Origin of the sequence: Echinicola jeungdonensis, assembly GCF_030409905.1 — a bacterium.
Taxonomy (GTDB): Bacteria; Bacteroidota; Bacteroidia; order Cytophagales; family Cyclobacteriaceae; genus Echinicola; species Echinicola jeungdonensis.
Map to the genome: position 1 here is coordinate 1,181,819 of NZ_JAUFQT010000001.1, position 13,655 is coordinate 1,195,473.

The 13,655-nt window shown below is 41.1% G+C and carries 13 protein-coding genes; 10 read left to right on the forward strand and 3 right to left on the reverse strand.

The features are described from left to right. Nucleotides 1-56: 56 nt before the first annotated feature. Genes QWY93_RS05030 through QWY93_RS05040 form a run of 3 tightly spaced genes read right to left on the reverse strand, consistent with a single transcriptional unit; the run spans nt 57 to nt 4,006 of the window. On the reverse strand, nt 57-422 hold the full coding sequence (locus QWY93_RS05030; protein ID WP_290247081.1) for a hypothetical protein: 366 nt from the start codon (nt 420-422) through the stop codon (nt 57-59). Nucleotides 423-453: 31 nt separating this feature from the next. Continuing rightward, nucleotides 454-2,286: an ABC transporter ATP-binding protein gene (locus tag QWY93_RS05035; RefSeq protein WP_290247082.1), complete on the reverse strand. Its 1,833-nt coding sequence runs from the start codon at nt 2,284-2,286 to the stop codon at nt 454-456. A gap of 37 nt (nt 2,287-2,323) precedes the next feature. Continuing rightward, nucleotides 2,324-4,006: a hypothetical protein gene (locus tag QWY93_RS05040; RefSeq protein WP_290247083.1), complete on the reverse strand. Its 1,683-nt coding sequence runs from the start codon at nt 4,004-4,006 to the stop codon at nt 2,324-2,326. 301 nt (nt 4,007-4,307) lie between these two features. Between QWY93_RS05040 and QWY93_RS05045 the strand changes: the two genes are divergently transcribed. The 10 genes from QWY93_RS05045 to QWY93_RS05090 all read left to right on the forward strand — a co-directional run bounded on the left by QWY93_RS05045 (nt 4,308) and on the right by QWY93_RS05090 (nt 13,626). Continuing rightward, nucleotides 4,308-4,553: a type B 50S ribosomal protein L31 gene (locus tag QWY93_RS05045; protein WP_290247084.1), complete on the forward strand. Its 246-nt coding sequence runs from the start codon at nt 4,308-4,310 to the stop codon at nt 4,551-4,553. Between the two features lie 80 nt (nt 4,554-4,633). Beyond that, entirely contained in the window at nt 4,634-5,836 is a 1,203-nt protein-coding gene (locus QWY93_RS05050; RefSeq protein WP_290247085.1) for a GlmU family protein, read from the forward strand. A 17-nt stretch (nt 5,837-5,853) separates the two neighbouring features. Continuing rightward, nucleotides 5,854-6,999 (forward strand): DNA polymerase III subunit, encoded by a 1,146-nt coding sequence (locus QWY93_RS05055; protein WP_290247086.1) that lies wholly within the window; start codon nt 5,854-5,856, stop codon nt 6,997-6,999. Beyond that, complete coding sequence (locus QWY93_RS05060) at nt 6,996-7,439, forward strand: ATP-dependent zinc protease family protein (protein WP_290247087.1); 444 nt, start codon at nt 6,996-6,998, stop codon at nt 7,437-7,439. Before QWY93_RS05055 ends, QWY93_RS05060 begins: the two co-directional genes overlap by 4 nt. Beyond that, nucleotides 7,436-8,344 (forward strand): 30S ribosomal protein S6--L-glutamate ligase, encoded by a 909-nt coding sequence (rimK, locus tag QWY93_RS05065; RefSeq protein ID WP_290247088.1) that lies wholly within the window; start codon nt 7,436-7,438, stop codon nt 8,342-8,344. The genes QWY93_RS05060 and rimK overlap by 4 nt, the downstream gene beginning before the upstream one ends. Next, the gene (hemC, locus tag QWY93_RS05070) at nt 8,344-9,282 is read left to right on the forward strand and encodes a hydroxymethylbilane synthase (protein WP_290247089.1); all 939 of its coding nucleotides are present in this window, start codon (nt 8,344-8,346) and stop codon (nt 9,280-9,282) included. Before rimK ends, hemC begins: the two co-directional genes overlap by 1 nt. After that, nucleotides 9,282-10,127, forward strand: a complete 846-nt coding sequence (locus QWY93_RS05075) for a peptidylprolyl isomerase (protein WP_290247090.1) — start codon at nt 9,282-9,284, stop codon at nt 10,125-10,127. The genes hemC and QWY93_RS05075 overlap by 1 nt, the downstream gene beginning before the upstream one ends. Beyond that, nucleotides 10,120-11,040, forward strand: coding sequence for an SDR family oxidoreductase (locus QWY93_RS05080; protein WP_290247091.1), 921 nt, complete (start codon nt 10,120-10,122; stop codon nt 11,038-11,040). The genes QWY93_RS05075 and QWY93_RS05080 overlap by 8 nt, the downstream gene beginning before the upstream one ends. Nucleotides 11,041-11,282: 242 nt before the next feature. Further along, nucleotides 11,283-12,956 carry an alanine/glycine:cation symporter family protein gene (locus tag QWY93_RS05085; RefSeq protein WP_290247092.1) on the forward strand — a complete coding sequence of 558 codons (1,674 nt, stop codon included), beginning with the start codon at nt 11,283-11,285 and terminating at the stop codon, nt 12,954-12,956. 91 nt (nt 12,957-13,047) lie between these two features. Continuing rightward, the gene (locus QWY93_RS05090) at nt 13,048-13,626 is read left to right on the forward strand and encodes a porin family protein (protein ID WP_290247093.1); all 579 of its coding nucleotides are present in this window, start codon (nt 13,048-13,050) and stop codon (nt 13,624-13,626) included. The last annotated feature ends 29 nt before the right edge of the window (nt 13,627-13,655 follow it).

Below are 13,655 nucleotides of genomic sequence, written 5' to 3' on the forward strand. Positions count from 1 at the left end.
ATCTACCTTAAGATTTCCTAATATACTATTTTTTAAACAGGCTGAAACGAAGGCTATTATTTAAAATTTTGGCGGGGCTTTATCACCGAGCTTTCTCTATCTTCCTCCTGACTGGATTTGTTTTCATTATCTTGATTGATCCCTGTCTTTTTCTCCAAATCATACAATTTGGCTTTGATTTCGTTTCTTTCCAGTTCTAACCTTTTTATCTTCCGGTTAAGACTACTGGTATACATGGATTGGAAAAACCACGAAATCAAAAACAAAACTAAGCCCACCAAAAGCCAGACTACCACATTTCCTGCAGTTAGTTCCTGTATGCCAAAACCATTTCTTACGCTGTCAAAAGCCAGGAAGAAAACCAAGGCCACTCCAAAAAATAGCGCGAGTAAAAGCTGAAATATGCTTGTCACTTTTTTCATATCTTTAAAATTAAGTTATACACCTAATATACTAAACTGACTGCATTGAGGAAAGTTTCTTATATAAACCTTCTTGTTGGATCAGCGCCTTATGAGTTCCCCTTTCCGCAATTTTTCCATTTTGGATTACCAAAATTTCATCTGCATGCTGAATAGTGCTCAAACGGTGGGCAATAACCAATGTAGTTCTGTTACTCATAAGATGAGTCAGGGCTTCCTGCACCAACCTTTCTGATTCAGAGTCCAATGCAGAAGTTGCTTCATCCAGCACCAAAATGGGTGGATTTTTCAGTACTGCCCTTGCAATACTCAGTCTTTGCCTTTGGCCTCCAGAAAGTTTGCTACCCCTTTCCCCAATATTGGTCTGGTAACCTTTTTCCAACTGAACTATAAATTCATGGGCATTGGCAATTTTGGCCGCTTCAACCACCTGTTCCTCTGAAACGTCACTTAAGCCAAAGGCGATATTATTGAATACCGAATCATTAAATAGAATAGATTCTTGGGTAACAATCCCTATCAATTTCCGCAAATCCCCCACTTTATAATCCCTGATGTCGAGTCCATCCAACTCAACTTTACCTCCGGTGGGGTCATAAAATCTTGGTAAAAGATCTGCAATGGTGGATTTCCCCCCTCCAGATGGGCCGACCAAAGCGATGGTTTTTCCTTTGTTTAGGGTAAAATCAATTTGCTTTAAGACCAAATGTTGATCGTAGCCAAAATCAACCTTATTGAACCTAACACTATCCTTAAATCCACTTATTCGGGTTGGGGATTCCACCTCTTTGACCTCCGGTTGGGTATCGATAACTTTAAATATCCTATCGGCGGAAGCAAGCCCTCTTTGGATATTGCTCATGGCCCGGGAAATTTCCTTTGCCGGGTTCAGGACTTGGGTAAAAATAATAATGTAAGCCAAAAACTCACTTGCTGTCAGATTAGATTTATTGCTGAGGACCAAGCTACCTCCGTAAAGTAAAATCCCGGCAACCACTGAAACCCCTAAAAACTGTGAAATGGGAGAAGCCAATTCATTCCTGCGTGACATGGAGATATTGACTTGGGAATAACGATCGGTCTCCCGGTCAAATTTACTGTAAACATAGCCCCTGGCACCAAAAGCCTTTACCACCCTCATTCCGCCAATGGTTTCATCTAAAATATTGACAATTCTTCCCAGTGATTCTTGACTTTCCACCGCTTTTTTCTTTAACCGTTTGGTAATGCCACCGATAATCGCCCCTGAAATGGGAATGATTAATATGGTAAAAAGGGTCAATTTTACCGACATGAAAAACAAGGCCCCAAAATAAATAATAATGGTCACTGGTTCCCTAAAAACCACCCTTAGGGATTGCACAATACTATTTTCAACCTCCTGCACATCATTGGTCATTTTGGACATCAGGTCCCCCTTTCTTTCATGGGAAAAATATCCCATATGCATTCTGCTGACCTGATCAAAAATGTGCATCCGCATTCCTTTGATCACATTGGCCCTGACTTTGGCCAAAATCACCCCAGAAAGATAGGTGAATAAATTGGCCAAAAATACCGATATAACAATGATAATGCAGACGTAAACAAGAGTCCCAAACTTCCCAAACTCCTCAGCAACCTTAATAAAATAATGGTTAAAAAGGTGAGTGAAATATTCGATGGTCAGGGAAAATTCAGGTTTTTCCAGGTATTGATCCAGGGTAGCTGGATCTACCTGTTCAAAAATCACATCAAACAGGGGCTTTAAAAGGGTGAAATTCAAAAGCCCAAAAATAATGGCCAATAATGCATAAATAATATAAATTGGAAAATGTCGCTTAAAAGGCCTGGCATAGGCCAAAATGCGTAAATATGTCTTCATCAGTGTTTAACTCTCCAGCTTTATTTAGGCTTGCAAGTTAATAATTATATTCTTCCCTACCGATATTAAGCCTAATAGCCATCCTGGTAAAATGAGCTGTCTCAGGAGCATCCAGGTCCTCAGCCGTCCTTTTACGATAAGTATGGGCCGCCTCCAAAAATAAATTGTGCCGAAGCATGTAGGAAAAATTTAATGTTCCCATTGCCACTTTATTGGAAACTCCCTGGCCAATTTCATGACCAAATAAACCCAAACCCCCAATATTCTCTAATCTATTTTTCAATACATCTCCACCCATATTGGTTTCCTCATCTGGGTCCGCTCCATATTCATGAAACACCCCTGTCCCCTTAATAAATAATCTGGGAACCGGCTGGTATCGTAATATCCCCACAAATTCCCTAAAATTGGCTCCCCTAGGATGGGCCAAAGGAGTTCGGTAATTGGTGAATGATTGATGCTCAAATTTTTCCTGATAAGTATAAGGCCTGGCTTGGTTATATTCCAACTGCAAATCCAAATTGGACACCCGAAAAGCATTGATGTACTTATAACCTAGCTGAACTCCATGTTTATTCCTTCTGGAATTCTTTCCATCTATCCCAAAAAATTCTTTGAAAACAAATTCATCCAGGGCAAATTGGCCATACAACTGCATGGACCGGCCCATGTTCCACTTAAAATCCGTACCCAACATTACCTTATCCGGAGTTCCTAATTGATGTTCCACCCATCGGTAAAAAATAACAGGATTCATATAACTCCATTCAAAATCACTGGCCATTATGGATTCAAAAACGCCAAGATTAAACCGTTTCCCCAGATTAATACCCAGCCGGTGATGGGAAAACCATTTTTGGGGATAATCCCCATCAGTTGGACGGCCTATTCCATCTAATATTACATCGGCATTTAACTGGGCCCACATATTGGTAAAGTTAAATTTCCAGACTTTTGTGTTCAGTTTAAAAAACATATAGCTGTTGGAAAAGCTAGAAAGGATCATTGACCGGTATCCTTCTCCAATAAAATTGCGATCATGACCGAGCTGGGCAGAAATATGTTTAGAAATTGGAAAAGTAATATGGCCTGTAGCTGAAAAATAGCCATAACCATTGTCTTTGTAGGGTTTCCAAAAGCCCTCCCCGGGAACAGCGCCATTTTTCTGGATATAATTTTTAATCCAGGAGGGGAAAACCACTTGATTGGTACTCAAAAAGGTGTAAAAGCCAACTTTTCGGTCAATGCTTCCCCTAAGAGCAACACCACGGGTGTTGCGAAAATTAAAATCCTCCTCCCCGGATTCTATCCCTCCCCTTAAATAAATAACCGGATTAACATGTACATCCACCACATCGTCGTGGTAGTAATAAAAATCAGATGGCTTTTTGTACAATTTTTTCAGGAAGGGTTTCCTGGACATGGCCGTTTCTCCTTCAGCAAACTCCCAATTGTCAGTATTCAAATATTCAAGGTTGAACCGGTCAACATTTCCCCATGGCAAGGGTTGGCTCAACAAATCCCCAACAAACCCTGCTACCTGATCCCTCCTATAGGGTTTAAATCCAGTATGAAATTGGTCAGTAAATTCCCCTTGGATAATTTCATACCTGTTGATCAAATGGTAATAATCAGACTTGTACGGCACATAGGCACTTTGTGCGCCGGCAAATAAAACAAGACCAAAAAGGAACTGGGGAATCAATAAAAATTTTTTCATCCGGATCAGGCTAGTTTATTACACAATTAAACAGCAACTAATATAAATTTATTGGCATTTTAATCCTTCCCTTTTAGAAAAAGATTTTTCATTCCCCATTTACCAAAAACCCTATTACGAATTTAATCCAAGAATTATTTTCCTATTAACCAATAAATTTCCCGATATTTGCCTCATTAAAGACAAGTGATTTACAATTGGGTAAATAATTCATTGATAAACATTTGGAGCGTTTTACAAAAAAGGATAACTTTGTGCCTCCATTTGAAAAAGTGACATTATACTATAAATAGGGATTACCATGAAAAAAGACATTCATCCAAATTACAGAGAGGTGGTTTTTTATGACACTTCTAGTGAATATAAATTTCTTACCAAATCCACCATCGAAACCAATGAAACCATTACTTGGGAAGACGGAAAAGAGTACCCACTTTACAAAGTGGAAGTAAGTTCTAACTCCCACCCATTCTACACTGGTAAGAAAATGCTTTTGGATACTGCCGGTAGGGTAGAGAAATTTAACAGAAGATATAAAAAGAAATAATTACCATCTTAATTTGGTAAAAGGAGTTTTAAAAAGTCTCCCGGAAATTGATTTCCGGGAGACTTTTTTATTTTTGTGTCATGGATAAAATCACACTATTTGACGACTCTGCCTATAGGGGATCTCTTTTACCTTTTACTTTTACCCGCCCAGTAGCTGAAATACGGGTCGGGATATTGACCATTCGGGAAAAATGGGAGAAACACTTTTCCACCGACTGTACTTATTATACTCAGGATTACCTGAGGGAGAAATTTCCTCTGCCTGATGGAGAAAGTTTATTTGTCAATGGAGGATTGTGCCCTGACCAGGGATTGGTGTCAGCTATAAAAACCCTAAAACCTGATCAAGCGCTTTGGAAGGAGGGAATTCTTCTGGCCAGTCCGGTTGATAATCCCAAAAACTTCAATTTTGACAATGTAAAAGAAAGCAAAACTGCTATCGAATACGAAGGGGATTTTACCCTTATCCATAAAAACTGGCACATATTTCAACATAATGCCCTGGAGTTAAGAAAGGATTTTGTCCTGATCACCACCAATAGAAAATCTATTGGTATCCAGGATCCACACACCATTGTATATAATCCTGAGATGATTTTTGTGGAAGAAGGAGCCGATATTAAAGCCGCAGTGCTCAATGCGGAAAACGGCCCTATTTATATTGGGAAAGATGCCCAGGTACAGGAAGGGGCTTTGATCAAAGGTCCATTTGCCCTTTGCGAAGGATCCACTGTTAATATGGGAGCCAAAATGAGGGGAGACAGCACCATTGGCCCCCACTCCAAAGTCGGCGGTGAAGTTGCTAATTCAGTTATTTTCGGCTACAGCAACAAAGGCCATGATGGCTTTATTGGCAATACCATCATTGGGGAATGGTGCAATTTGGGTGCGGACACCAACACATCAAACCTGAAAAACAATTATGCGCCAGTGAAAATCTGGGATTACACCAAAGGTGGATTTACTAATACCGGGCTTCAATTCTGTGGTTTGATGATGGGCGACCATTCCAAATGTGGTATCAACACCATGTTTAATACAGGTACAGTCATTGGGGTAGGTGCAAATATTTTCGGAGATGGATTTCCCAGGAATTTTATTCCTTCCTTTTCCTGGGGAGGAGCATCTGGTTTCACTACTTTCCAAATCAGAAAGTTTAGTGAAACGGCCATGAAAGTTATGGAAAGACGAGGAAAATCATTTGATGATAAAGAAAGGCAAATCATCCAAAAGGTTTTTGATACTTCCCGTCCTTACAGGATTTGGGATAAAGAAGTTTAATTGAACAAAACATAGATATGTTATTTTCCTCCATCCCAGGTTTAGAAGAAACCAAAGCAAAACTGGTTCAGGCCATCCAAAAAAACCACTTAGCCCATGCTTTGTTGTTTCATGGCCCTGAAGGTTCTGCAAACTTGCTCATGGCCCTCGCTTTGGCCACTTATATCAATTGCGAAAACCGGGGGGAATCTGATGCCTGTGGGCAGTGTGGATCCTGTCAGAAAATGAAAAAACTGATCCACCCGGACCTTAGTTTTACCTTCCCTCTCCCGGGAAGCCTGCTCAAGGAAGATGACGATGGTAAAGACAAAAAAGTAAATGTCCTTTCACCCTGGAGGGAATTTGCTCTGCAATCACCTTATGGAAACCTTCAGGATTGGATTTACCATAATGGATTTGAAAAAAAACAATTGAACATATCAAAGGCAGCTGCTAAGCAAATTATCAAGACAGTATCTTTAAAATCCTTTGAGGGAGGATATAAAATGATCCTCATCTGGATGCCGGAACTGATGCACACCGCTGCAGCCAATGCCCTGTTAAAGGTGTTGGAAGAACCGCCGGAAAAAACCCTGTTTCTGATGGTCTCCACTCAACCTGAAAGGTTATTGACAACTATTTTGTCCCGTACCCAGAAAATTCTGGTAAGGACCTACTCTGATGAGGAAGTAAAAAACAATTTGATAGCCGAGGACCTTTGTTCTCCGGAGGGAGCACAGCACATTGCTCCTCTTGCAAATGGCAATATGAGAGAAGCATACCGGCTTGCAGAACAGGTAGTAGATGAAAATACAGCAAAGTTTGGTGATTGGATGAGGGCGTGCTACAATCTAAAAATAGAAAAGATCGTAGTTTGGGCGGATAATTTTCAGACATTTGACAAAGAGGCTCAAAAAGGGCTGTTGTTAACCGGGCTTAATGTCCTGCGTGAATGTTTACTTCAGCGCAGTCAATTGGAGGTTCTGATGCGAACACCTCCAGAAGACAAGGAATTTATTGAGAAGTTTAGCCTTAATGCCTTGACGGAAAATAAAATCTTGCGCATGTACCAATTGCTCAATGAAGCCCATTATCACCTGGAGAGAAATGCTAATGCCAAAATTCTATTTGCTGACCTGTCTTTGAACCTGTCAAGGGTGATTAGAAAAAAAGAGACGGCATGAAAAAACGCACCATAGGGAGACGGGAAAAAATAAGCCTTCCTGAATGGGGATACAGGCTTATCTCTGCCAAAGTGGACACCGGAGCATATACCAATGCCATCCACTGTGAGTATGCCAAGGAAAATGAAACCAACGGAAAAAAGGTATTGGAATTTCGCTTGCTTTCTCCCCAGCACCGCCTTTACAAAGATCAGGTTTTCCAAACTACAGAATATTCCAGAAAAAAGGTGAAAAATTCTTTTGGGGAAACAGAGATAAGGTATAAAGTAAGCACAAAAGTACTTATGTTTGGGGAAGAATTTAAAACTGAATTCACCCTGTCTGACCGGTCAAAAATGCGGAATGCCATCCTATTGGGCAGGAAAATGCTTAGCGGCAAATTTTTAGTAGATGTGGATGAAGTAAACCTTTCCAAAAAACATAAATCTTCGCTGAAATGAGAATTGCCATATTATCCAGAAACCCCAATTTATACTCAACCAGAAGGCTTTACCAGGCAATTGAAAAAGCAGGCCATGAGGCCATGGTAGTAGATCATTCCCTTTGTGACTTGATCATCGAGCAGGAAGGCCCCTCCATCTTTTACAAAGGCAATAAATTACAAAACATTGATGCCATCATTCCTAGAATTGGGGCCTCCGTCACTTTTTATGGTACGGCCGTGGTCAGGCAATTTGAGCTGATGGGAATATTTTCTGCTGTGGACTCTCAAGCCATAGTCAGAAGCCGGGATAAACTCAGAAGTTTGCAGAACCTTTCCAGGGAAGGACTCGGCATGCCCAAAACTGCCTTCACCAATTTTTCCAAAGGGGGAGAAAAACATTTGATAGAAAGAGTGGGGGGCGCCCCTTTGATCATTAAATTACTGGAAGGTACCCAAGGCTTGGGTGTGGTATTGGCAGAAACCAGAAAAGCCGGGCAATCCGTTATAGAAGCATTTCATGGTTTAAAAGCCCGGATCATCGTTCAGGAATTTATTAAAGAGGCCAAAGGAGCAGATATCCGGGCATTTGTGGTCAATGGAAAAGTAGTTGGGGCCATGAAGCGCCAGGGTGAGGAAGGTGAATTCCGTTCTAATCTCCACCGAGGTGGAAAAGCTACCCTGATCAAATTATCCCCTTCAGAAAGAAAAGCTGCATTGACAGCTGCCAAAACCATGGGCCTAGCTATTGCCGGAGTGGACATGCTCCAATCCGACAGGGGCCCTTTGATCCTGGAGGTCAACAGTTCTCCAGGTCTTGAGGGGATTGAAAAAGCCACCGGGGTCGATGTAGCCGATAAAATCGTAGATTACATTGAAAGGTCAGTCAATAAAAAAATTAGCAAAAGAAAAATTAAGGAATAATGCAGCCTATCAAAATAGGAACTAGAGGAAGTAAGTTGGCCCTTTTTCAAGCCTACCATATTGCAGATTTATTGAATGCACAGGGTATTGATACTGAAATTGTCAAAATAGAAACCAAGGGGGACAAAGTCCTGGATGTAGCCATTTCCAAAATAGGCAGCAAAGGGGTATTTACAGAAGAACTGGAACAACAACTAGCCAGTGGGCAAGTGGATATTGCTGTACATAGTGCCAAGGACATGCCTTCCAGGCTTGGAGAAGGGTTTGAGCTGATTGCTTTTACCAAAAGAGAAAAAGTAAATGACATCATCCTAAGCCACCATGAGCAAATCGATTACAAAAATCCAGAAAAACCATTGGTACTAGGCACTTCATCTACCAGAAGGGTGGCTACCTTGAAACATTATTATCCCCATATCAGGACGACTGAAGTTCGAGGAAATTTGCAGACCAGAATTAGAAAAATGAAAGAAGGGGCCTGCGATGCCTTGTTATTGGCCTATGCTGGCGCTCACCGGATGGGCTATGATGGCTTGATAAGGCATGAACTTTCCCTGGAGGAATTTATTCCTGCTGTTGGACAAGGAACTATTACAGTAGAAGCCTATAAAAATCTGGATGAGTCGTTGAAGAATAAAATCATAGAAGCCACCCACCACTATGAAACTGGATATGAATTACAAGCAGAAAGAAGTTTCCTAAAAGTCCTGGAAGGAGGATGTAGCATACCCGTATTTGGCTTGGCAAGGGTAGATGAGGATCATTTAACACTGGAAGGGGGAATCATCAGCCTGGATGGAGAAGAACGTATTCAACTGGAAGTAAAAGGCTCAGTAAATGATGCGGAAAAGTTGGGGGCTGACCTTGCCCATCAAGTACTACATACAGGAGGGGACAAGATATTGGAAGAGATCAAAAAGGAAATCAACCATAAATAATGAAAAAACTGTTTATTGTGGCCCTGGCCCTCACCACTTGGATCAGCTCCTGTACTTCAGAAAAGGATGCTTTGGTTAAGATCCAAACCAGACATGGAAATATCTATGCAGTGCTCTATGACCAAACCCCAAAACACAAGGAAAATTTTATCGAACTTGCTCAAGCAGGTCGTTTTGACTCCACCGAGTTTCACCGGATAATTGATAATTTCATGATCCAGGCAGGTGATGTTTTCAATAAAGAAGAATTACCTGAAGAAGAATGGTACACGCTTCCTTCGGAACCAGTCGAGGACCTGATCCATGAAAAAGGCGCCCTGGGTGCTGCCCGGCAAGGAGACCATATCAACCCCGAAAGGAGGTCCAGTGGATGCCAGTTTTATATTGTTCAGGGTAAAGTTTATGACAAAAAAGAACTGGTCACTGATATGAAAAGGTTGCAGCAAACTTTCATGAAGTATATTGGCCTTGAAAGCAATAAACCACTGGAAAATCAATACAAAGAATTATATGAATTCGGGGATTTCAGTGGAATTAATGACCTGATGCTTTCCAAAAAAGCATATTTGGAGGAATTTTATAACCTTAACCTGGATAAAAAATTAAGTCCCAAACAGATCACCACTTACACTTCAGTGGGTGGAACTCCTCATTTGGATGAAATGGGGTATACAGTTTTTGGAAAAGTGGTCAAAGGCCTGGATGTTGTTGATAAAATTGCCGAAGAAAAAACCAATGCCAAAGACCAACCAATTGATCCGGTTTATATCACAGTGACTGTCGAGGAGGTTTCAAAAACAAAAATCACCGAGGAATACGGATTTGAATACCAAAAAAATGAATAAACCCAACCTGATCATTACAGGAGCCAATGGCCTTTTGGGCCAGAAATTGGTTAAAAACCTCCTGGAAAAGGATAAATTCCATGTCATTGCCACAGGTAGGGGAAAATGCAGACTTCCCCACTCATGGAAAGGTTATACTTATTGTTCCATGGATATCACAAAGGCTGGTGATGTGCAAGAGGTATTTGACCAATATAAGCCGGAAATCCTTATTCATGGCGCTGCCATGACAAATGTGGACCAATGTGAATCAGAAAAGGGAGCCTGCTACCTCCAAAATGTTGAAGCCATAAAGCATTTGGTAAAAGCCTGTGAGCAACATCAAACCTATATGGTCCACCTTTCTACTGATTTTATTTTTGATGGAGCAGATGGTCCTTATACTGAGGAAGCTAAGCCTAACCCCATCAATTATTATGGGGAAACCAAGCTCCAGGCCGAGCAAATAATTGAAAGCTCCAACATTTCCTGGGGCATTGCCCGGACCGTTTTGGTTTATGGGATTTCCCATGACATGAGCCGTTCCAATATTATTCTTTGGGTAAAAAAATCCCTAGAAGAAGGCAAAACCCTACAACTGGTCAATGACCAACTCCGCACCCCCACTTTGGCCGAGGATTTGGCGGAAGGCTGCATTTTAATGGCGGAAAAAAAAGCAAAGGGCATTTTTAATATTTCTGGAAAGGACCTTTTGACCCCCTATCAAATGGCCATACAGACTGCTGAGTTCTTTAAATTAGATATTTCCAAGATCCAAAAAGTCGATTCCAGCACCTTTACTCAAGTAGCAAAAAGGCCCCTCAAAACGGGATTTTCTATAGAAAAAGCGAAGGATCAGTTAAAATTTAAGCCAAAAAGTTTTAAAGAAGGAATTGCAATTCTGGCAAAACAACTTAATTTAGCCAATTGTTGAAAAAACAGGTTTTTCAACCTTAATACCGTCAAAACAATTCATTGGCTGCCTAACACATTACTTAACCAACAGGCTATCAATGAATTCCCTAGAACAAGTCGATGAAACTATCCTTGAGGCATTATTGTTGATTTGCATTCATCAAGTCTTATTGGATGAGTATGAGATTGATGGTAAAAGGAAATGAAAACAGGGGGATATTCCCCAAATAATCCAAAAACACAATCAAACTTAGAATCATTATGTATAGAAGATTTCTATCCTTGTTACTTTTTTTAATGCCATTTAGCATATTTGCTCAGGAGGCACCTGTAGAGGAAGAATTGAGTTTTGCACAGCGCATTGACCAGTCTTTCCAGCCAATTGCAGATGGTTGGGAAAGCTTTGTGTTGTACCCAATCCCAATTGGGGATTATAGTATTCCCTTTATCCTCATTCTGTTGGTTTCTGGTGCTACTTTTTTCACCATTTATTTCAGCTTTCCTGCCTTCACCAAAATGAGGCTTTCTATCAATACGGTCAGGGGAAAGTATGATGAGTTAGAGAAAAACTACAAAGACCCTGACAAAGCGGGTGAAGAGGTCGATGAAAGTAAGGAGGGGGAAGTGAGCCACTTTCAGGCATTAGCTACTGCAGTTTCAGGTACCGTAGGATTAGGGAACATTGCCGGAGTGGCAGTGGCAATTGCCATTGGTGGTCCTGGAGCAACTTTCTGGATGATCGTTTGTGGTATCCTAGGAATGAGTAACAAATTTGTGGAGTGTACCCTGGGGGTAAAATACCGGGACGTGGATTCCCAAGGAACCGTTTACGGTGGCCCAATGTACTATCTTTCCAGAGGGCTAAAAAATATTGGTAAAAAAGGCCGTTTAGGCCAGGCACTAGGAGGTCTTTTCGCCATTTTCTGTGTCGGCGCTTCCTTTGGCGGGGGAAACACCTTCCAATCCAATCAGGCAGCATCCCAGCTTTCCCACCTTTTGGGAATTGATTTCAGGACCTATGGTTTCTACATTGGTATTGTTTTGGCTATCCTGGTAGGGGTTGTAATCATTGGTGGAATCAAAAGGATTGCCACCATAACTGAAAAAATTGTCCCTTTCATGGCCATCATATATGTACTTGCCTCCCTGGTTATCTTGGGTGCCCATTATGACTATATTGATGATGCATTTGGATTGATTATGAAAGGCGCCTTTACTCCATTTGCTGGCTTAGGCGGTTTTGTTGGGGTATTGATAGTAGGCTTCCAGCGCGCGGCCTTCTCCAATGAAGCAGGTGCAGGATCTGCTGCTATTGCCCACTCCGCAGTAAAAACAAAGTTCCCCGCAAGTGAGGGTGTAGTTGCTTTGCTTGAGCCACTAATTGACACCGTTATTGTATGTACGATGACCGCTCTGGTAATCATCTTCTTCAACATTGATGGAGGATTAGGCAATATGCAAAGTGTCTTTAAGTACGGTGGAGATGGAAATGGAAACGTAACACTACTTGATGGAGGAGCTTCCATTGGTGGGGTAGAATTGACTACCATGGCCTATGATACAGCCATTCCTAATTTCTCCTATGTATTAACGGTTGCCATTATCCTATTTGCTTTTTCCACCATGATTTCCTGGTCATATTATGGTTTGCAGTCATGGAAATACCTATTTGGAAGAAGCAAGACTTCCGATTTAACTTACAAAGTATTGTTTGTGCTTTTTGTTGTTGTAGGAGCATCTACCACCCTAAACGCAGTGGTTAAATTCTCTGATGCAATGATTTTGGCACTTGTATTCCCTAACATGATCGGACTGTTCCTCTTGTTCCCACAAGTGAAAAAAGAGTTGAAAAAATACACTAATGCCATCAAGGACCAAATCAAAGGGGAGCCAGTGGAAGTCACAGAAAAAAATAAAGAAGAAGTAAGTGGATAATACTATTCCTTGCCAAGGGCAATTTCTCTTGGCAAGGTATTTGAATATTGCGTTAGTGTAAAGTAGTATTGTACTTAAAACAACCCAAGCAATGAAAAAAGTATTGTTCGTTATTCTGGCATTTTTAGCCATTGGTGCTGTTCAGGCACAGGACTTTTCTATTGGTCCAAAAGTGGGTATTTCCCAAGGAAACATTAGTGTTGATGGAGACGGTTATGAAAGTGGCAGTGATAAATTAGGTTATCACGTGGGTGCTTTCGTTAGAATGGGCGGTAATTCCCTATATGTACAACCGGAAGTTTTATATACCAACACAGGAGGGGAAATAAAACAAACCCAAGGGCCGGAACAAAGAACCTTTGAAGCCTCTTTTGACAGGCTGGACGTGCCAGTAATGGTAGGATTTAAGTTGGCGGATTTCTTCCGGATCCAAGGTGGTCCTATTGCCAGTTTCCTTCTGAACTCCGAATTTTCTGCGGAAGATGAATCACCTGACTTTAATAATTCCACAATTGGATATCAAGCCGGTATTGGCTTGGACATATCCAATATGATCATAGACCTAAAATATGAGGGGGCTTTGAGCAAACAGGCAGAAAGTATCGGCGGCATACCTACCGACCAAAGACAAAATCAGTTGATCCTTTCTTTAGGTCTCCGGTTGTTTTAAAACCCAACCACGAAATTTGATATCAAAAA